Source organism: Bradyrhizobium sp. USDA 4369 (assembly GCF_054056435.1).
This window is the reverse complement of the sequence record NZ_JBSRYH010000001.1, coordinates 8,066,702-8,085,844: the sequence shown is the minus strand read 5'-3', so window position 1 is coordinate 8,085,844 and position 19,143 is coordinate 8,066,702. Positions and strand designations below refer to the sequence as shown.

At 66.6% G+C, this 19,143-nt stretch carries 17 protein-coding genes; 13 read left to right on the top strand and 4 right to left on the bottom strand.

What is annotated here, in order from left to right; genetic code table 11:
* Positions 1-53 precede the first annotated feature (53 nt).
* Positions 54-1,172 (top strand): NADH:flavin oxidoreductase, encoded by a 1,119-nt coding sequence (locus tag ACVIJ6_RS36625; protein ID WP_456776739.1) that lies wholly within the window; start codon positions 54-56, stop codon positions 1,170-1,172.
* Between the two features lie 209 nt (positions 1,173-1,381).
* Here the strand turns inward: ACVIJ6_RS36625 and ACVIJ6_RS36620 are convergent, their stop codons facing one another.
* Positions 1,382-2,545 carry a cytochrome P450 gene (locus ACVIJ6_RS36620; RefSeq protein ID WP_456776738.1) on the bottom strand — a complete coding sequence of 388 codons (1,164 nt, stop codon included), beginning with the start codon at positions 2,543-2,545 and terminating at the stop codon, positions 1,382-1,384.
* 134 nt (positions 2,546-2,679) lie between these two features.
* Here ACVIJ6_RS36620 and ACVIJ6_RS36615 point away from each other — a divergent pair, with 134 nt between their 5' ends.
* The 10 genes from ACVIJ6_RS36615 to ACVIJ6_RS36570 all read left to right on the top strand — a co-directional run bounded on the left by ACVIJ6_RS36615 (position 2,680) and on the right by ACVIJ6_RS36570 (position 15,478).
* A complete protein-coding gene (locus ACVIJ6_RS36615) occupies positions 2,680-3,597 on the top strand; it encodes a helix-turn-helix domain-containing protein (RefSeq protein ID WP_456776737.1) in 918 nt (305 codons plus the stop codon).
* Between the two features lie 162 nt (positions 3,598-3,759).
* Positions 3,760-4,932: a 4-hydroxybenzoate 3-monooxygenase gene (gene pobA / locus ACVIJ6_RS36610; RefSeq protein ID WP_456776736.1), complete on the top strand. Its 1,173-nt coding sequence runs from the start codon at positions 3,760-3,762 to the stop codon at positions 4,930-4,932.
* Positions 4,933-5,026: 94 nt separating this feature from the next.
* Positions 5,027-6,694 carry a tannase/feruloyl esterase family alpha/beta hydrolase gene (locus ACVIJ6_RS36605; RefSeq protein WP_456776735.1) on the top strand — a complete coding sequence of 556 codons (1,668 nt, stop codon included), beginning with the start codon at positions 5,027-5,029 and terminating at the stop codon, positions 6,692-6,694.
* 920 nt (positions 6,695-7,614) lie between these two features.
* Positions 7,615-8,643 carry a LacI family DNA-binding transcriptional regulator gene (locus ACVIJ6_RS36600; RefSeq protein WP_456776734.1) on the top strand — a complete coding sequence of 343 codons (1,029 nt, stop codon included), beginning with the start codon at positions 7,615-7,617 and terminating at the stop codon, positions 8,641-8,643.
* 121 nt (positions 8,644-8,764) lie between these two features.
* Entirely contained in the window at positions 8,765-10,222 is a 1,458-nt protein-coding gene (xylB, locus tag ACVIJ6_RS36595; RefSeq protein ID WP_456776733.1) for a xylulokinase, read from the top strand.
* Positions 10,219-11,541, top strand: coding sequence for a xylose isomerase (gene xylA, locus ACVIJ6_RS36590; RefSeq protein ID WP_456776732.1), 1,323 nt, complete (start codon positions 10,219-10,221; stop codon positions 11,539-11,541). The genes xylB and xylA overlap by 4 nt, the downstream gene beginning before the upstream one ends.
* A 16-nt stretch (positions 11,542-11,557) precedes the next feature.
* Complete coding sequence (locus ACVIJ6_RS36585; RefSeq protein ID WP_456777167.1) at positions 11,558-12,343, top strand: ATP-binding cassette domain-containing protein; 786 nt, start codon at positions 11,558-11,560, stop codon at positions 12,341-12,343.
* The gene (locus tag ACVIJ6_RS36580) at positions 12,343-13,440 is read left to right on the top strand and encodes an ABC transporter permease (RefSeq protein WP_456776731.1); all 1,098 of its coding nucleotides are present in this window, start codon (positions 12,343-12,345) and stop codon (positions 13,438-13,440) included. The genes ACVIJ6_RS36585 and ACVIJ6_RS36580 overlap by 1 nt, the downstream gene beginning before the upstream one ends.
* Before the next feature lie 87 nt (positions 13,441-13,527).
* Positions 13,528-14,463 (top strand): sugar-binding protein, encoded by a 936-nt coding sequence (locus tag ACVIJ6_RS36575; RefSeq protein WP_456776730.1) that lies wholly within the window; start codon positions 13,528-13,530, stop codon positions 14,461-14,463.
* A gap of 142 nt (positions 14,464-14,605) precedes the next feature.
* On the top strand, positions 14,606-15,478 hold the full coding sequence (locus tag ACVIJ6_RS36570) for a bifunctional helix-turn-helix transcriptional regulator/GNAT family N-acetyltransferase (protein ID WP_456776729.1): 873 nt from the start codon (positions 14,606-14,608) through the stop codon (positions 15,476-15,478).
* Here the strand turns inward: ACVIJ6_RS36570 and ACVIJ6_RS36565 are convergent.
* The 3 genes from ACVIJ6_RS36565 to ACVIJ6_RS36555 form a co-directional block, all read right to left on the bottom strand.
* The gene (locus ACVIJ6_RS36565; protein ID WP_456776728.1) at positions 15,432-16,199 is read right to left on the bottom strand and encodes an alpha/beta hydrolase; all 768 of its coding nucleotides are present in this window, start codon (positions 16,197-16,199) and stop codon (positions 15,432-15,434) included. The genes ACVIJ6_RS36570 and ACVIJ6_RS36565 overlap by 47 nt on opposite strands.
* A 23-nt stretch (positions 16,200-16,222) precedes the next feature.
* Positions 16,223-16,753 carry a bifunctional 3-hydroxydecanoyl-ACP dehydratase/trans-2-decenoyl-ACP isomerase gene (fabA, locus tag ACVIJ6_RS36560; RefSeq protein WP_456776727.1) on the bottom strand — a complete coding sequence of 177 codons (531 nt, stop codon included), beginning with the start codon at positions 16,751-16,753 and terminating at the stop codon, positions 16,223-16,225.
* A gap of 146 nt (positions 16,754-16,899) precedes the next feature.
* Positions 16,900-17,511: a helix-turn-helix domain-containing protein gene (locus ACVIJ6_RS36555; RefSeq protein WP_456776726.1), complete on the bottom strand. Its 612-nt coding sequence runs from the start codon at positions 17,509-17,511 to the stop codon at positions 16,900-16,902.
* 179 nt (positions 17,512-17,690) lie between these two features.
* On the opposite strand from ACVIJ6_RS36555, the gene ACVIJ6_RS36550 reads away from it, so the two are divergent.
* Both ACVIJ6_RS36550 and ACVIJ6_RS36545 read left to right on the top strand, forming a co-directional pair.
* Positions 17,691-18,623, top strand: a complete 933-nt coding sequence (locus tag ACVIJ6_RS36550; protein ID WP_456776725.1) for a pyridoxal phosphate-dependent decarboxylase family protein — start codon at positions 17,691-17,693, stop codon at positions 18,621-18,623.
* Positions 18,541-19,110, top strand: coding sequence for a pyridoxal phosphate-dependent decarboxylase family protein (locus tag ACVIJ6_RS36545; RefSeq protein WP_456776724.1), 570 nt, complete (start codon positions 18,541-18,543; stop codon positions 19,108-19,110). The genes ACVIJ6_RS36550 and ACVIJ6_RS36545 overlap by 83 nt, the downstream gene beginning before the upstream one ends.
* Positions 19,111-19,143: the final 33 nt, after the last annotated feature.

The window sequence follows — 19,143 nt, the reverse complement described above, 5'->3', positions numbered from 1 at the left end:
TTCAGGTTTACGAAGTATACTGGAGCGGTTCCGAACGCAATGGAGCCTTCTGAATGTCCGATCTCGATACCAGCGTGCTGTTTCGTCCCTTCCGCCTGAAGACGCTGGAGCTGAAGAACCGTATCGTCATGGCGCCGATGACGCGCAACGCGGCGCCGAATGGCATTCCCGGCGAGGCCAACGTCGCCTATTACCGCCGCCGCGCTGAAGGCGGCGTGGGGCTGATCCTGACCGAGGGCACGGTGGTCAACCGCCCGGCCTCCAAGAACGAGCCCAACATTCCCTTCTTCCACGGTGATGCCGCGCTGGCCGGCTGGCAGAGCGTGGCGAGCGCCGTGCACGCCGCGGGTGGCCGCATCGCGCCGCAGATCTGGCACACCGGCTCGACCAAGGGCATGAGCCGCTGGGAGCCGGATGCGCCGGTGGAGAGCCCGTCGGGCCTGGTCGCGCCGGACAAGCCGCGCGGCAAGGTGATGACCGAGAACGACATCGCCGACACCGTCGCGGCGTTCGCGCAGGCCGCGGCCGACGCCAAGCGCACCGGCTTCGACACCGTCGAGATCCATGGCGCGCACGGCTACCTGATCGACCAGTTCTTCTGGTCCGGCACCAACAAGCGCGAGGACCGCTATGGCGGCGCGTCCATCAAGGAGCGCTCGCGCTTTGCCGGCGAGATCGTCGCCGCCATCCGCAAGGCGGTCGGCCCGGACTTCCCGATCATCCTGCGCGTCAGCCAGTGGAAGCAGCAGGACTACGCCGCGCGTCTCACCGAGACGCCGGCGCTGATGGGCGACTGGCTGCAGCCGCTGGTCGATGCCGGCGTCGACATCCTGCACTGCTCGCAGCGCCGCTTCTGGGAGCCGGAATTCCCTGAGATCGACGGCGAGAAGGGGCTGAACTTCGCCGGCTGGGCGAAGAAGATCACGGGCGCGGCCACCATCAGCGTCGGCTCTGTCGGCCTGTCCGGGGACTTCTTCTCGGCGTTTGCCGGCAAGCCGTCGACGACGGCCGATCTCGACGCACTCCTGGAGCGGATGGCCAAGGACGAGTTCGACCTCATCGCCGTCGGCCGCGCGCTGATCAGCGATGCCGGCTGGGTCGCCAAGATCAAGTCCGGCGACAAGACGGACCTCAAGGGCTTCAACGCCGCGGATCTCGGCGCGCTGGTTTGAGCGCCTGCTTGTCGATCTATTCTCGCCTCTCCCCGCTCGCGGGGAGAGGCCGGATTGTATCGGAGATGCCATCCGGGTGAGGGGGACTCTCCGCGAGCCAGCTTTGCGGCGGCAGCCCCTCACCCCGACCCTCTCCCCGCAAGCGGGGCGAGGGAGCACGCTGTCAGCGCGGCGCGAGCTTGTGCCTGTCATCGATTCCTTGCGATCAACTAATGCACCGTCAGTTCGAGATAGAGCGGGCTGCGGAAGGTCGATGACGGCATCCAGGGCAGTTGCTCCTGGGTCCGGCGATAGTCCGGCACGACCTTGTGCAGTTCGTCAAAGGCTATTCTGATCGCCATGCGCGCGATCGCAGATCCCAGGCAGGCATGCACGCCGCCGCCGAAGCCGAGATGGCCGCGCGGCTTGCGCGTGATGTCGTAGACATCGGGATTGGGAAACTGCCGTTCGTCTCGATTGGCGGAGCCGTAAGCGAGGCAGACGAAGTCGCCTTCGCGCATGGTCTGGCCATGCAGGGTGACGTCCTTCTGCAGGCAGCGGCGGAAGCGCTGGGCCGAGGTGTTGAAGCGCAGCGACTCTTCCACCGCGTCGGCCAGGAGATCGGGATTGGCTACCACGGCCCGGCGCGCGTCGGGGTGATCGGCGAGATTGTAGGCGAGCATGCTCATGAAGCCGCCGAGCGACTCGATGCCGGCCATGATCAAGGTCGTCGTCGTCAGCAGCACCTCGCGCTCGTCGAGCCTGTCGCCATCGATCTCGGCCATGCTGAAATGCGAGATCAGGTCGTTCTGCGGCCGCGCGCGGCGCTCGGCGATGACGCACGCCGCATAGTCCTGCATCCAATTATAGGCGGCGATGTGCTGCGGTCCCTTGGCGCGGCTCACGGGATCGCTCTGCACCATCAGCACTGCCTTGTCGCGCACCGTCTGCTCATCGCCGAGCGGCAGGCCAAGCGCGGCGAACAGCACGCGCACGGTGAATTTCGAGGAGAACGCCTCGATGAAGTCGAAGCGCTCCTGGCCGCGCAGCGCTTCGGCGGCGGTGCGTGCGATGTCGCGGATCGGGCCGGACAGACTTTCCAGATTGCGCTTCATGAAAGCGTGCTGAACCAGGCCACGCAGCCGGTCATGGCGCGGCGGGTCGGTCGTGCCGAGCGTCGCGCCGGCGCGGTTCGGCAGCTCGGTCATCAGGTTGCCCTTGGCCGAGGAATAGGTCTGCCAGTTGGTGCCGGCCGCCGCGACATCGGCGTAGCGCGACAGGATCCACATCTGCGCTTGCTGGCTCCAAAAGCAGGGATGCGCGTCGCGCAAGATCTTGTAGAACGGGAACGGGTCGGCATCGACCGCAGCCGAATACGGGTCGAACGTGAACATCTCGGGGCCTCCTCTCCATTGAGTGTGGTCGTTGTTGTTCTTGTCACGAACCTATCCGGGCCACCGGCGCGGCGCGAGACACGAACCCCGGTCAAGACTTGTACTTTTCCGACATTCCGGTGTAGCTCTCGCTCATGCCGCGCTTTCGCACCAAGCCGTCGATCCCTGCCTTTGCGCTGTATGGCGAGGCCTCCGCCGCGCAGCCGGACATGCTGCACATCGAGCCGATCCAGGTGCGCAGCCGGCTCTATCGCTGGGAGATTGAGGCCCACACCCATCAGGGTCTGCACCAGATCCTCTGGGTCGGCTCCGGACCCGCCGAGATCGCCTTGGACGAAAGCCGCGAGCGTTGCACCGGCCCGGTCGCGGTGATCATCCCGCCCGGCGTGGTCCACGCCTTCCGTTTCTCGCGCGAGACCGACGGCTTCGTCCTCACGTTCAATCCGCGCGCTGTGGTCGAGGGCGATGTGCCGGCGACGGGCGAGGCGTTGCGCGACTTGTTTGCAACGCCGCAAATCCTGCATCTCGATCCCAAGGCCGTCGCGACGGTCCGCATCGGCGCGCTGTTCGTCGACCTCGCCGATGAGTTCGCTGCCGCGGATTCCGCAGCCTCGCCGGTGCCGCATTGGCTCGGGCGCTCGATCGTGTGGCGGCTGGCGCAGCAGAGCGCACGGCAGTCGCAGGGCGCGCGGCGCGGCAGCGGGCATGCGGCGCTGTTCACCCGGTTCATCGTGCTGGTCGAGGCGCACCACCGCGACCACTGGTCGGTGGCGCGCTATGCCGACGAGCTCGGCATGACGCCGGAGCGGCTGAACCGTCTGACGCGGGCCGAGACCGGCCAGTCCGCGCTCGACATCGTGCATGCGCGGCTCGCCCGCGAGGCCTGCCGCCGGCTCACTTATATTGCAGCGCCAGTGTCCAAGCTGGCGTTCGAGCTCGGCTTCAAGGATCCGGCCTATTTCTGCCGCTTCTTCAAGCGCCATACGGGGGCCAGTCCGCGCGACTACCGCCGCGCGATGGGCGTTTCGACCGAGGCCGGGGCGGCCGGCTGATCCGGCTGGGTCTGGATACCACTGTGCCGTTCCGGCGCGATGCCGGAAAAGTGCAAGAGAATCCTGCGTCCATCCAAGTGGGCGAGCGCAATCCTTGCTAAATTCCGCGACTGACAAGCAAACCCAAAAATCGGCCCTTCGCGAATCCGGGAGAGATGCCTCATGAAAGTCCAAGTCTGTATCATCGGCGGCGGCCCTTCGGGCCTGATGCTGTCGCAGCTCCTGCATCTGCAGGGGATCGATACGATCATCCTCGAAAAGTCCAGCCGCGACTACGTGCTGTCACGCATCCGCGCCGGCGTGCTCGAGCACGGTTTCGCCAAGCTGATGCGCGAAGCGCAGTGCGGCGAGCGCATGGACCGCGAGGGCGAGATCCATCACGGTTTCTACATCGCCCATGACGGCGTGCTCGATCGCGTCGACCTGCACAAACATTCCGGCGGCAATTCGGTGATGGTCTACGGCCAGACCGAACTGACCCGGGATCTCTATGAGGCGCGCGACAGGCTCGGCGGCAAGGTCGTGCACAATGCCCACGACGTGACCCCGCACGACATCGCCTCCGACGCGCCTTACGTGACCTACCGCAGTGGCGACGAGCTGATCCGCGTCGACTGCGACTACATCATCGGCGCCGACGGCTTTCACGGTGTCAGCCGCAAGTCGATCCCGCAGGACAAGATCAAGGAATATGAGCGAGTCTATCCGTTCGGCTGGCTCGGCGTGCTCTCCCGCACCAAGCCGGTGTCGCCGGAACTGATCTACGCCAAGCACGAGCGCGGCTTCGCTTTGTGCTCGCTGCGCTCGCAGGTGCTGAGCCGCTACTACATCCAGGTGCCGCTCACCGACAAGGTCGAGGATTGGAGCGACGACGCGTTCTGGGAGGAGCTGAAGCAGCGCCTGCCGGCGGAGATCGCGGCCAAGCTGATCACCGGGCCGTCGATCGAGAAGAGCATCGCGCCGCTGCGCAGCTTCGTCGCCGAGCCGATGCGCTACGGCCGGATGTTCCTCGCCGGCGATGCCGCCCACATCGTGCCGCCGACCGGCGCGCGCGGGCTGAACTCGGCCGCGTCCGACATCTATTATCTCTACCACGCGCTGGTCGATCACTACAAAAAGGGCGACGACCGCGGTATCGATGGCTATTCGCAGCGCGCCTTGGCGCGGATCTGGAAGGCGCAGCGCTTCTCCTGGTGGATGACGACCCTGCTGCATCGCTTCCCCGATCGCCTGCCTTATGAGGACAAGCTGCAGGACACCGAGTTCGCCTATCTGTTCTCGTCCGAGGCCGCGCAGCGGTCGCTCGCGGAGAACTATGTCGGGCTGCCGTTCTAGACATCGATCTGCTAGAGCACGACCAGGGAATCCGCGCCGCGACGGCGCGGATTCGAGATCCCGGCTCAACGGGACGGACAGTGAGGAAACAGACATGACGACATTCACGAGCTTGCCGCGCGCGAGCGTGCTCGCCGGCCTGCTGACGCTGACGACGATCGGTTCCGCGAGCGCTGCGGCCCTGGTCGGCGACGCCGCGGCGACCTGCAGCGGCTTGGCAAACCTCTCCGATGGCGCGATGCGGATCGACAGCGCCGCCATGCAGGCGCCGTCGCAACTGACTGTGGCGGAGAAGGCCGGATCGCCGGCGGCGCGGGTTGCGCCCGCAAATCCGGCGTTCTGCAAGCTGCTCGGCCATATCGCGCCGAAGGATCCTGCGGCGCCGCCGATTAAGTTCGAGGTCAATCTGCCAGCCGACTGGAACGGGCGCGCGCTGCAATATGGCGGCGGCGGCTTCAACGGCGTGCTGATCACCGGTCTCGGCCTGCCGCCGGCCTATCCGTTCGACAAGGCCTCGCCGCTCGCGCGTGGCTTCGTCACCTACGGCACCGACTCCGGCCACGAATCCAAGCAGGGCGAGCCGCCGCAGACCTTTGCGCTCAACGACGAGGCGTTCGAGAATTTCGCGCATGTCGCCTACAAAAAGGTGCGCGATGCGGCGGTCGGCATCGTCAAGCGCGCCTATGGCAAGGCGCCCGACAAGATGTACTTCATGGGCTCGTCGGAGGGCGGCCGCGAGGCGCTGACCATGGCGCAGCGCTACCCGGACGATTTCGACGGCATCTTTGCCCGCGTGCCGGTCATCAACTGGGTCGGGCTGCAGCATGCTGGCACGCGCGGCGGGCTGATGACGATGGGCGAGGGCTGGATCAGCCCGGCGCAGGTCAAGCTGGTGGCGGATGCGGTGCGCAGGGCCTGCGACAAGGCTGACGGTGCCGAGGATGGCCTGGTCGCGGACGCGGTCGGCTGCAAAGCGAGCTTCAAGCCGGAGAGCCTGCGCTGTCCCGACGGCAACAGCGGCGACGCCTGCCTCAGCGATGCGCAGGTGAAGGCGATCGCGACCTTGCATGCGTCCTACAAATTCCCGTTCCCGCTCGCCAACGGCCTCGACGACTATCCCGGATGGGGCCTCTCCGGCGAGGACACCGAGGGCTTCGCGTCGGCCGGCGGCTGGATCTCGTGGTGGCTCGGCAAGGCGGCGCCGACGCAGCCGCCGACGCCCGCGAACGGCATCGCCTGGGTGTTCGGCGCTGGCGGCACGCAATATGTGTTCGCCCGGGATCCCAAGCTCGACGTCACCAAATATCGCCCGGAGGACTACAAGGACCGCCTGCTGCAGGTCTCGCAGCTGATGGACGCCACCGATCCGGACCTGAGCCGCTTCCGCGCGCGGGGCGGACGGCTCGTGATCCTCGAGCACATGGCCGACTACGCGCAGAGCCCTTACGCCGGCATCCGTTATTTCGAGGCGGTCGAGCGCAAGCTCGGCAAGGCCGAGACGGCGGAGTTCGCGCGGCTCTACACCGCGCCGGGCGTCGACCATGTCGGCAATGGCGCGCCGGCCAATGTGGACATGCTCAGTGTGCTGGTCGACTGGGTCGAGAGCGGCAAGGCGCCGGGCGATCTGGAGGTCGTCGAGCAGGCGATCGAAGCGCCCGCGTTCACCGTGGCACGCAGCCTGCCGCTGTGTCGCTGGCCCTCCTGGCCGCGCTACAAGGCAGGCCCGGTCGCGCAGGCCGCAAGCTTCAGCTGCACGCCGTAGTCGTTTGAGGAGGGACGAGGGCCTTCGGACAACGCAGGCTCTCTCCTCCGTCATCGCATCTCTCCGTTGTCGCTGCGCTCGCAATAACGCGTGGCGAGACGGAACGCTCGCGCTACAAACCGCGCTGTCGTCCCGGCCTTGCGCCGGGACCCATAATCTCAGGGAGCGGCTTGGGGCACGCCGTCGGCAATACCTCATCACATAGGCCGCAGCCTATGGGTCCCGGGTCGGCGCCGCGACGCGCTTGCGCGTCACGGCTTGTGCGGGACGACAGCGGTGGGGAGGTCGGATTCACGGCTCAAACAGCGATCGACATGAAGACCTGTTCTCGCGGCCGATCAGGCCCGAGTTCTGCGATCAGTTCGTCCCTCGCGAATGGTGAGAGGGCGCAGGGAATGCCGGGTGAAGGCCTCACCCATGGCCCGCCTGCGAAAAAAGCAGGCGGCAGGTACCACAGGTGCAGCCGAGCATCCGGCATTCCCTGCGCGGTGTCTTCACGCTTATACGCAGTCGCCCTGGTGCGCCGGGCTGGTTGGCCACCATGATCCGCGCGGCGCCTCGGGCGCCGTGAACGTGACACCAGCTTCGGGGTGTCAGGCCGCTGCGATTTCGCGTCCGCAAGCGATCGTTCGTCCGCACCCTCTTGGAAGAGAATGCTGCGATCCCTCGCGGCCACCGCATCCCCGCCTCGCGTGTCGTGACGATCGCGCGCAACGCCCCTTGTTGAGGCGGGATGGCGAGAGATAAGCATGATTTCCGAAAAGACGAAGGCAAAATCTTCTGGAAAGCGGAAATTTCTCGATGGGACGAGGTCCGATCGCGTTCAATGCCATCCCTGCGGCCCATGATGGTCTCACCTCAGAAATGAGTTGCGCACCTCAAAAACCGCGCTAAGGTTATTCAACCATACGGGGAGGAGCATGAACGCGCCGCTGACATTGCGGGACATCGCGCGGCAGGCGGGCGTCAGCCTCGCCACGGTCGATCGCGTGCTCCACAACCGGCCGGGGGTACGACCTGATACGGTTCAGCGCGTCAAGGATGCGATGGCGCGGAGCGCGTTTCAGCCCCATGCGGCGGCGTCGGAGCTAGCCAGGGCGCGCTCGCGGCGCTTTGCCTTTGTAATGCCGGCCGGCATCAACCTGTTCATGCAGCAGATCCAGGCGCATCTCGGCGAGCTGGCGACCTGGATGGCCGCACGCCGGCTGTCGGTCGATATCGTCACCACCGATGTATTTGATCCAAGCGTGCTGGCCGGCAAGCTCGAAGATCTGGTTGGCCGCGTCGATGGCGTCGCCGTGGTCGCGCTCGATCATCCGAGCGTGCGCGCCGCCATCAATGACCTTGTCGAGGCCGGCGCTAAGGTGGTGACGCTGGTGTCGGATGTGCCCTCGTCGCGGCGGCACCATTATGTCGGGATCGACAACATCGCCGCTGGCCGCAGTGCCGGCGCGCTGGTGGGGCGCTTCGTCGGCGGCAGGACGGGACGGCTGGCGATCATGGCCGGCTCGCAAGGCCTGCGCGACCATGCCGAACGCATCTTCGGCTTCACCCAGGTCATCGCTGCCGAGCATCGGCAACTTGAGGTTTTGCCCGTTCTTGAGGGGCACGATGAGGATGATCGCTCAGAACACCTCATGGGCCAGCTGCTGGCCCGGCATGGCGACATCGTCGGTCTGTACAATGTCGGTGCCGGCACGGCTGGCGTCGCCAAGGCGCTGACCGACTCCGGCCGCGCCGGCGACATCGTGTTCGTCGGCCATGACGTGACCGCGGTGACGCGCAAGCTGCTGCTGAACGGCGTGATGGATGCGGTCATCTCGCAGAACCCGGGGCACGAGGCGCGGTCGGCGGTGCGCGTGCTGCTGGCGTTGGCGCGGGGCGAGCCGCTGCTGAGTGAACAGGAAACGATCCGCATCGACATCGTGATGCGGGACAATCTGCCCTGAGCCGGCCGCCGCTCCTGGCGCGGCGTCGCTGAGCACTGGGCAGAAAGAAAAGAGGGAACGCTGGTTTCGAAGCGACGCAGATCGCTCACGACCGGTGCACCGTGTGGGAGGAGTGAGTATCGTGTTTCTCGGACTGGATGTCGGCACATCCGGCGTGAAGGCCGTGTTGGAGGACGAGGCGGGCGCGCTGGTCGCGACTGCGTCGCGTCCGCTGGCGCTGTCGCATCCGAAGCCGCTGTGGTCCGAGCAGAATCCGGATGATTGGGTGGCGGCAAGCGTCGGCGCGGTCGATGACCTCGCCCGGCTTCATCCGCGCGAGACCGCATCCGTCCGCGGCATCGGCCTGTCCGGCCAGATGCACGGCGCGACCCTGCTCGGCCGCGACGGGCGTCCGTTGCGGCCGGCGATCCTGTGGAATGACGGCCGCTCGCAGACCGAATGCGCCGAACTCGAGCGCCGCTGTCCGGAGCTGCACGCCATTGCCGGCAATCTCGCAATGCCAGGCTTCACCGCGCCGAAGCTCGCCTGGGTCGCCAAGCACGAACCGGCGATCTTCGCCGAGGTGGCGACGGTGCTGCTGCCGAAGGCCTATGTCCGCTACCGGCTGTCCGGCGAGATGGTCGAGGACATGTCCGACGCGGCCGGCACGCTGTGGCTCGACGTCGGGGCGCGGCGCTGGTCGGAGGCGCTGCTCGCGGCGACCGGGCTCGATCTCAGCCACATGCCGCGGCTGGTCGAAGGCAACGAGCCGAGCGCGGTGTTGTCGCCCGAACTGGCGCAGCGCTGGGGCATGGCCGCCAATGTCGTCATCGCCGGCGGCGCCGGCGACAATGCCGCGAGCGCGATCGGCCTCGGCGCCATCACGCCGGGTGATGCGTTCCTGTCGCTGGGCACGTCGGGCGTGTTGTTCCGCGTCACCGACCGGTTTGCGCCGGCGCCGAAGGCGGCCGTGCATGCGTTCTGTCACGCGCTCGGCGGTCTTTGGCACCAGATGGGCGTGATGCTGTCGGCGGCCGCGTCGCTGACGTGGCTGGCGCGGATTCTCGAGGCGCCGGAGGCTGCGTTGCTCGCGCCGCTGGGGGCGACGGTCGAGCGGCCAAGCCCGGTGCAGTTCCTGCCCTATCTCGACGGTGAGCGCACGCCGCATAATGATGCCCATGCCGATGGCGCCTTTGTCGGCCTGCGCAGCGCGGCCGGCCGCGGCGATCTCGTGCAGGCGGTGCTCGAGGGCGTCGCCTTCGCCGCGCGCGACATGCTCGCTGCGCTCGGCCGCAGCGCCCAGCCGATCACCGAGGTCGATCTGGTCGGCGGCGGCTCGCGCTCCGTGGTGTGGGCGCAGATCATGGCCGATGTGCTCGGTGTCCGCGTCCATCGCGTCGAGGAGGGCGAGGTCGGCGCCGCAATCGGCGCCGCGCGGCTCGGCCGCCTTGCCGCGACCGGCGCTGCGCCGGCCGATGTCTGTCGCAAGCCGAAGCGGCTGCAGAGTTTCGAACCTCGCCCCGCCCAGCGCGCCGCCTATGACGATGCTTATGCGCATTGGCGCAAGCTCTATCCCGCTCTCAAGGAGTGCACCTCGTGAACGTCCAGCCTCCCTTCTTCCAGACCGGCGCGACCATTGCTTATGGCGGCGCCGACGCCCGCAGCCCGCTGGCGTTCCGCTGTTACGACAAGGATCGCATCGTCAGGGGCAGGCGGATGGAGGACCACCTGCGCTTTGCGGTCTGCTACTGGCACTCGTTCTGCTGGCCCGGCAGCGATCCGTTCGGCGGCGAGACGTTCCTGCGGCCCTGGCAGCATGGCGATGACGCCATGGCCATGGCGCGCGCGAAAGCCGATGTCGCGTTCGAGCTGTTCCGCCTGCTCGACGTGCCGTTCTTCACCTTCCACGACGTCGACGCGGCGCCGGAAGGCGCGACGCTGACGGAGTCCGTCGCCAACCTCAACGCGATCGCCGATCTGTTCGAGCAGAAGATGGCCGCGGCCAAGGTGCGGCTGCTGTGGGGCACGGCCAATCTGTTCTCGCACCGCCGCTACATGGCGGGCGCCGCGACCAATCCCGATCCGGACGTCTTCACCTATGCGGCCGGGCAGGTCCGCGCCGCGCTCGAGGTGACGCATCGGCTCGGCGGCGCCAACTACGTGTTGTGGGGCGGCCGCGAAGGCTACGAGACCTTGCTCAACACCGACCTCAAGCGCGAGCTCGACCAGCTCGGCCGCTTCGTCTCGCTGGTCGTCGAGCACAAGCACAAGATCGGCTTCAAGGGGCCGCTCTTGATCGAGCCGAAGCCGAAGGAGCCGACCAAGCACCAATATGATTTCGACGTCGCCACCTGCTACGGCTTCCTGCAGCGCTATGACCTGCTGGACGACGTCAAGCTCAACATCGAGCAGAACCACGCCATCCTCGCCGGCCATTCGTTCCAGCATGAGGTCGCGCTGGCGCAGGCGCTCGGCGTGTTCGGCTCACTCGACATCAATCGCGGCGACGATCTGCTCGGCTGGGACACCGACCAGTTTGCGATGAACGTGCCGGAGCTGGCGCTGGTGTTTCACGAGCTCCTCAAGGGCGGCGGCTTCACCACCGGCGGGCTGAATTTCGACGCCAAGATCCGGCGGCAGTCGATCGACCCGGATGATCTGCTGCACGCCCATGTCGGCTCGATGGATGCATGCGCGCGCGCGCTGCTCGCCGCCGATGAGATGCTCGCGGCCGGCGCGCTGACCGCGCCGCTCACGGCGCGCTATGCCGGTTGGGACGGCGAGGAGGGGCAGGCGATCCTCGCCGGCCGCCGCTCGCTCGCCGAGCTCGCCGACCGTGCCCTCACGTCCGGACTCGATCCGCAACCGCGTTCGGGCCGGCAGGAATATCTGGAAAGTGTGGTGAACCGTTATGTCTGATGACAATAGCCTGCGCATGTCGGTGAATGAAGGCGGCGGAGCGGCGATCAGCCCGGCCGCTCAGCCGGTCCTTGAGCTCAAGGGCGTTGGCAAGCAATTCGGCGCGATCCGCGCGCTGCAAGGCGTGGATCTTTCGATCGGCGCCGGCGAGGTGGTCGGCCTGATGGGCGACAATGGCGCCGGCAAATCGACCCTGGTGCGGATCATCGCCGGCAATTTTCCGCCGAGCCAGGGCACGATCCATTTTTGCGGCCGCGAGGTGCATTTCCATCGCCCGATGGATTCGCGCAGCGTCGGCATCGAGGTCGTCTACCAGGATCTCGCACTCGCCAACAATCTGACCGCCGCCGCCAACGTGTTCCTCGGCCGCGAGCTGAAGCGCAATTTCGGACCGCTGGTGCTGCTCGATCACAAGGGCATGGAGGCGCGCGCGCTGGAACTGTTCCGCGAGCTGCGCTCCGAGACGCGGCCGCATGACCTCGTCAAGGACATGTCGGGCGGTCAGCGCCAGGCGGTCGCGATCGCGCGCACCCGGCTCTCCAACGCCAAGCTCGTGATGATGGATGAGCCGACCGCCGCGATCTCGGTGCGTCAGGTCGAGCAGGTGCTGAGCCTGATCCATCGGCTGAAGGAGCAGGGGATCGCCGTGATCCTGATCTCGCACCGCATGCCCGACATCTTTGCGGTGTGTGATCGCGTCGTGGTGATGCGGCGCGGCGAGAAGAAGGCCGACAAGCCGGTCGGCGAGACAAGCCCGGACGAAGTCACCGCCCTGATCACCGGCGCCAAGGAGGCTGCGTGATGTCTATCCCGTCGGAGACGCCCGTGGCGAACAGCGAGGTTACCTTCACCAATGTCGGCGCCATCAGATGGTGGCATCGCGGCCTGTTCGCGTCGCAGACAGCCTATGTGACCCTGGCACTGATCGCTCTCATCATCCTGATGAGCTTCGCGAGTCCCTATTTCCTGACGGAAGGGAATCTGCAGAACGTCGCCAAGAACTTCTCCTTCATCGCCATCGCCACGCTCGGCATCACCTTCGTAATCATCACCGGCGGCATCGACTTGTCCGTCGGCTCGCTGATGTGCTTCGCGGCGATGATCACCTCGATGGTGATGACGACGCTGTCGACCCCCGGCGCGCCGCTGTCATCGCTGTTCGTGCATCTGGCCGCCGACGGAAAGACCGTGGTCGCCAATGTGCCCGGCCTGATCCTGGTCGTGTCGGTGCTCGCGGGCCTCCTGGTGTCGGTGCTCGTCGGCCTCGTCAACGGCATGTGCATCGCCATCCTCGGCCTGTCGCCATTCGTGACCACGCTCGGCATGCTGTCGATCGTGCGTGGCCTCTGCTACGTGATCTCCAACGGCAGGGGCAGCTTTCCCGGCGGTCCTGACGCCGAGTATTTCTACGCGCTCACCCAGGGCGACCTGTGGGGCCTGCCGGCGCCGTTCATCTATCTGGTCATGCTCGCGCTGGTGATGGCCGTGGTGCTGCATCACAGCGCGTTCGGCCGCCACGTGTTCGCGATCGGCGGCAACGAGAAGGCTGCGGAGCTCACCGGCATCTCGGTGACGCGGGTCAAGATCGAGGTCTATGTGATCGGCGCGCTCGCCGCCGGGCTGCAGGGCATCATCATCTCTGGCTGGCTCGGCTCGGCGCCGGCCAACATGGCGACGTCCTACGAGCTCAACGTGATCGCGGCCGCGGTGATCGGCGGCGCCAATCTGGCCGGCGGCATCGGTGGTCCGCTCGGCGCGATCGTCGGCTGCGTGCTGCTCGAAGTGATCCGCAACGGGCTGGTGCTGGCGCAGGTCAACTCCTACTGGCAGCAGACGCTGGTCGGCGTGATCATCATCGCCGCGGTGCTGGTCGACCGCATTCGCGCGCGGCTGATGTAACGAAATACTGTCCGGGATGTGACTGATCACGTCTATCCGCGCCCGGCACAGACAATCAGCAGGGATAGACATGGAGGAGGGAAGCTCATGAAGAAGTTGCTGTATGCGGTCGCGTCGCTCGCGATCATGCTGGCCCCGGCCCAGGCCGAGACCAAATATCGCTTCGCCGTCGTGCCGAAGGCGATGAACAACCCGTTCTTCGACGTCGCGCGCGACGGTTGCCTCAAGCGCGCCAAGGAGCTCGGCAATGTCGAGTGCATCTACAAGGGGCCGATCGAGCACGAGCCGGCCACGCAGGCGCAGATCATCCAGGATTTCATCACCCAGAAGGTCGACGGCCTTGCGATCTCGGTGGCCGATGTCGCGGCGATGTCCAAGTCGATCGACGCGGCGACGGCGGCGGGCATTCCCGTCATCACGTTCGACGCGGATGCGCCCGGCTCGAAGCGCCTCGCTTACATAGGCACCAACAACAAGGATTTCGGCCTCGCGCTCGGCAAGCAGCTGCTGCAGCTCAAGCCTGAAGGCGGCAAATACGCCGTCGTCTCGGGCGGCCCGGGAGCCAAGAATCTCGCCGAGCGCGTCGACGGCGTGCGTGAGGCGCTGAAGGGCTCGAAGTGGACGGAAGTGGCAGGCTCGCCGACCTTCTGCAACGACGATCCCGCGCTCGCCGTGCAGCAGATGGCCGATCTGCGCACCGCGACGCCCGACCTCGCCGCGATCGTGCCGGTCGGTGGCTGGCCGATGTTCGCGCCCGAAGGCTACAAGGCCTTCGTCAACAAGAACCGCAAGGACATCGACGCCGGCAAGCTGACGCTGGTCGTCGCTGATACGCTCAAGATGCAGCTCGAACTGCTGCGCGACGGCTATTCCAACGCGCTCACCGGCCAGCGCCCGTTCGAGATGGGTGAGAAGGCGATGGATACGCTGCTGGCGATCAAGAAGGGCGAGAAGGTGCCGGACGTGATCTATACCGGCCTCGATCTTGTCACCAAGGACAACGTCGCCAAGCTTCTGAACTGAGTTCCTCCCGGGGAAACCTGGCGGTCTGGCATCCGGCCCTGGCCGGCGGCCGGACCGCCTTTTTTGTCAAGGAGGCCGCCCCGGCGAGCGCGAGGGGCCAGCGCGCTTGACAGCAGCTAATGTCTGACTTAGGTCAGATATTATGCTCGATCCGATCTCCCGCGTCCGCCGCTTCAACCGCGCCGTCACATCGGAGGTCGGCGCGCTCGACACCTCCTTCCTCGGCCGCGGACGGCCGCTCGGCGCGGCGCGCGTGCTCAACGCCATCGGCCATGGCCGCAGCGACGTTGCCGAGCTGCGCGACTATCTCGCGCTCGATTCCGGCCTGATGAGCCGGCTGCTGCGCAGCCTGGAGGAGGAGGGGCTGGTGACGACCACGCCGCATCCGGAGGATGCGCGCCGCCGCATCACCAGGCTCACCGCCGCCGGCCGGCGCGAGTTCGAGGCCTATGAGACGCTCTCGAATGCGCAAGCGGAGTCGATGCTGGCGCGCCACAGCCAGCCCGAGGCGCTGCTGGCCGCGATGGACATGGTCGCCGCCGCGCTCGGCCGCAGCCGCATCAGCATCAACCTGGTCGACCCGCGGTCGGAGCAGGCGCGCTATTGCCTCGGCGAATATTACGCCGAGCTGTCGCGCCGGTTTGCGCGGGGCTATGACGTGGCGCTGTCGCGCGATCCCGACGCCACCGACATGGTGTCGCCGCGGGGCGCGTTCTTCGTGGCGCTGTCGGACGGGCTGCCGCTCGGCTGTGTCGGGCTGAAGGGCACCGGCGGCCAGCTCGCCGAGATCAAGCGGCTGTGGGTCGCGCCCGCCGCGCGCGGCCTCGGCGTCGCCCGCCGCCTGATGGACGCCGCCGAGGACGCCGCGCGCAAGCTCTCGATCACCACGCTGCGGCTCGACACCAACAGCGCGCTCGGCGAGGCGATGCAGCTCTATCGCCGCACCGGCTGGACCGAGATCGAGCGCTTCAACGACGATCCCTATCCGGATCTGTTTTTCGAGAAGCGTCTGTGAGATGCGTTCGGCCAGAGCCCGCATCGAGCTGATGGACCAGCGACATGATGGCTTGCGCGGTATCGGCTGGACAAAGCGTGGGGTGGAGATGAGTTCCGCCGAGTCGCGCGACCGGCCAGCCGCGCCGGAGCGCCTCGGCCGTCGCGTGATCATAGATCGGCGAGGCCTGGATGAAACCGGCTGGGACGTGATCCCAGCGCGCCAATTCGATCGAGTCGTCGAACCAGTCGATATGCATGACCGGCAGCCCGTCCTCGAACCTGGCGAGAGCAACAGGGTCCTGAGCCAGACGGTCCAGGCCGATCAGCGCGGCGCGCTGGGGATCGTGCAAGAACCAGCGTGACCAGACCGGAAGCGCTCCATCTGCGTCCGCCAGGTTGCGGATGACATCATGCAGTGCGGGCCGCACCGGCGACGCGCGGCCTTGCTCCGGCGGGATGTCGCCATCAACGATGATGAGACCGCCGGCCGGCAGCTTTGTCGCGAGATCGGCGACCAGCGCGCTCGCCGAACTATGGCCGACCAGGATCGGAGCCTCCGTTGGTGTGATGTGGTCCAGCAAGTGCCGGGACCAGGCGCGCCAGGCGGGAGGCGTCACGCGATGCGCGAGCAGATCCGGCACCTGGACCGACCAGCCGGCCTGACGCAGATGGGCGGCTGTGGGCTGCCAACTCGACGCCCGCACCATCGGACCCGCGATCAGCACGAGCTGTTTGCTCATGTCGCCTCCGACGGATCGGGGCGTCAACCCGCCGCTCCAACCAGCGCGACCTTCATGTCGCGGGCCTCGTAGACACAGCGGTCATTCGCCAGCACGCGGCCATCGGCGATGCCGAGCACCAGCCGGCCACGCTTCACCTGGCGGATGTCGACCTCGTAGCGCACGCAGCTGACATCCGGCGTGATGGCGCCTCGGAAGCGGACTTCGCCGACGCCGGTGGCGCGGCCCTTGCCGGGCGAGCCCGACCAGCCGAGCCAATAGCCGACCATCTGCCACATCGCATCGAGGCCGAGGCAGCCCGGCATGACCGGATCGCCGCGAAACAGACAGTCGAAGAACCAGAGCTTGGGCGTGATGTCCAATTCGCCGACCACGTGACCCTTGCGGTAGCGACCGCCATCCAGGCTGAGCGCGGTGATCCGATCCATCATCAGCATCGGCGGCGCCGGAAGTTGGGCGTTGCCGGGCCCGAAATAGCCGCCGTCGCTGGATCTGAGCAGGTCTTCCTTGGAATAGGACGGCTGCGGCTTATGGAAATCGTGGGGGTTGGGCACGGCCATCGCTCCGCTTTCGGCGATCGGGAGGTGAAGGGCTGCCGACCATCGGCCTTGCCCGGGCTACCATCACAGCATGGGAGCGCAGCACGGTGTGTTCAAGCCGGGTGGACCAAATAATTGGAGCACGATGCCCGCCGGCCGATCTAAGTCCTCTTAGATCGAGGAGCCTCGTCACAGCGGAAACAGCCGCTCGAACTCGCGCAGCCCGTTGTGACTGAACAGCACGGCTCGGCTGTGTGTTGATCTCGGCGCGCCCATTTGAGCGCGAAAATGCGGTCAAGATAGGCGCAGCCGAGCCGTCCCGCGAGATGATCGCGGCGCTCACTCCAATCGAGACAGCTGACGCAAATGGTCCGGTCCGCGGCGTGAAGTGTGCGGAGATCGATTCCGAATTGTTCGGTGAAGCGCCGTCCTGCGTTTGTCAGCGCGACATGGCCGTCGCGACATTCAACAAGCTTGCCGCGCGCCATGCTTTCGAACATCTGCACGCCGCGGGCGCCGGCGAGATGATCGTAACAGACGCGTGCCTCGCGCAGCGCCGGGTCACGCGGGCCGGTCCGCACCCGCCGGTGTCCGGTGCGCGCCGCGAGCAGCATGAGTGTCTCCAACGTGTGGACGACGTCTTCTCCGGACAGGCGCACATAGCGATGGCGTCCCTGTCTGACCGTCACGAGCAGTTCGGCCTGCTCCAGTTTGCTGACATGGGCACTGGCAGTCGGGAGGCCGATGCTTGCTGATTTGGCGAGCTCGCTCACGGTCAGTGCACGCCCATCCATCAGCGCGCTCAGGATGTTGGCGCGCGCTGGATCGCCGATCAGCGCAGCAATGGCTGCGAAGTTGGGACCATCTCTCATGGTGTGGTCGATAGCGAAGCATCGGGAGGGTTTCAACGCATATAAGGCTGCCTACGCAACGCAGACAGGATTGAATCTCAATGGGAGTTACCGATGAATGGACGGGCGCCTTGGAATTGGCGTTCAAACACGCCGTCGCGTACCTGCGCCATCGCGATATCCAGCCCATCGCCGCGACGGCGTCGCTCGACGATCTTCGCAGGCGGTTGAATCGCGCGCTGACGGATGACGGCGTCGCCGCAGAGAACGTGATTGGGGACATCGTTCGTGATGTGGACGGGGGAATCCTCGGCAGCGGCAGCGGGCGTTTCTTCGGCTGGGTCATCGGCGGGACACTGCCGGCGGCGCTCGCGGCCGATTGGCTGGTTGCTGCCTGGGATCAGAATGCCGCGATCCATGCCTGCGGTCCGGCCGAGGCGGTGATCGAGGAGATTGCCGGCGCGTGGCTCAAGCAGCTGTTCGGCCTGCCGAAGACGGCGAGCTTCGCCTTGGTGACGGGAACGCAGATGGCTCATGTCACGTGCCTCGGCGCAGCGCGTCATCGTTTGCTGGCGCGCTGCGGGTGGGACGTCGAGGATCAAGGGCTGTTCGGCGCACCCGCGCTGCGCGTCATCACCAGCACTGAGCGGCATGGCTCCGTCGAGCGCGCATTGCGCATTCTCGGTCTTGGCAAGAGTGCGGTTCAGCCGCTCCCCTGCAATCATGCGGGACAGCTCGAGCCCGCGGCGCTCGCGCGGGCCCTGGCGGGAGAGAAGAGGCCCACCATCCTGATCTTGCAGGCCGGTGATCTCAACATCGGCGCGTTCGACCCCTTCGCCGAATTGATCCCGATCGCTCATGCGCATGATGCATGGGTCCATGTGGACGGCGCCTTCGGCCTGTGGGCCCGCTGCGAGCCCCCGCTACAGGCATCTGCTGCACGGGTCCGAGTTGGCGGATTCCTGGACCTGCGACGGACACAAATGGCTCAACACCCCGTTCGATTGCGGCTATGCGTTCGTTGCCGATCCTGACGCGCATCGCGGCGCGTTCTCGCACCGAACGAGCTATACGATGCTTTCCGACGGCGCGCGTGATCAGATCGATTGGACTCCGGAATGGTCACGGCGTGGCCGCGCCGTGCCGACCTATGCCGCCATCCGTCAGCTCGGTCGGCGCGGCATTGCCGACCTCGTCGAGCGGAGTTGTGCTCATGCTCTCGCTTTGGTCACCCGGATCGGTGCATTGCCGGGCGCTGTTGTGGCCTGGATGCCGACCCTGAATCAGGGATTGGTGCGGTTCCTGGATCCGCAGCCCTCCGCCACCGAGGCGGATCATGACCGGCGCACCGACGCAGTGGTCGCCGCCATCGTCGCGACCGGAGAGGCGTTCTTCGGCGGCACGACCTGGCGAGGCAGGCGCTGCATGCGGGTGTCCGTGTGCAACTGGCAGACCAATGAGGCCGACGTGGACCGAGCGGTTGCCGCAGCGAGGCGGGTATTGGACGATCGATCATTTTGAACACCAGACGGCAAGCATCAGGGGGCCGCGCGC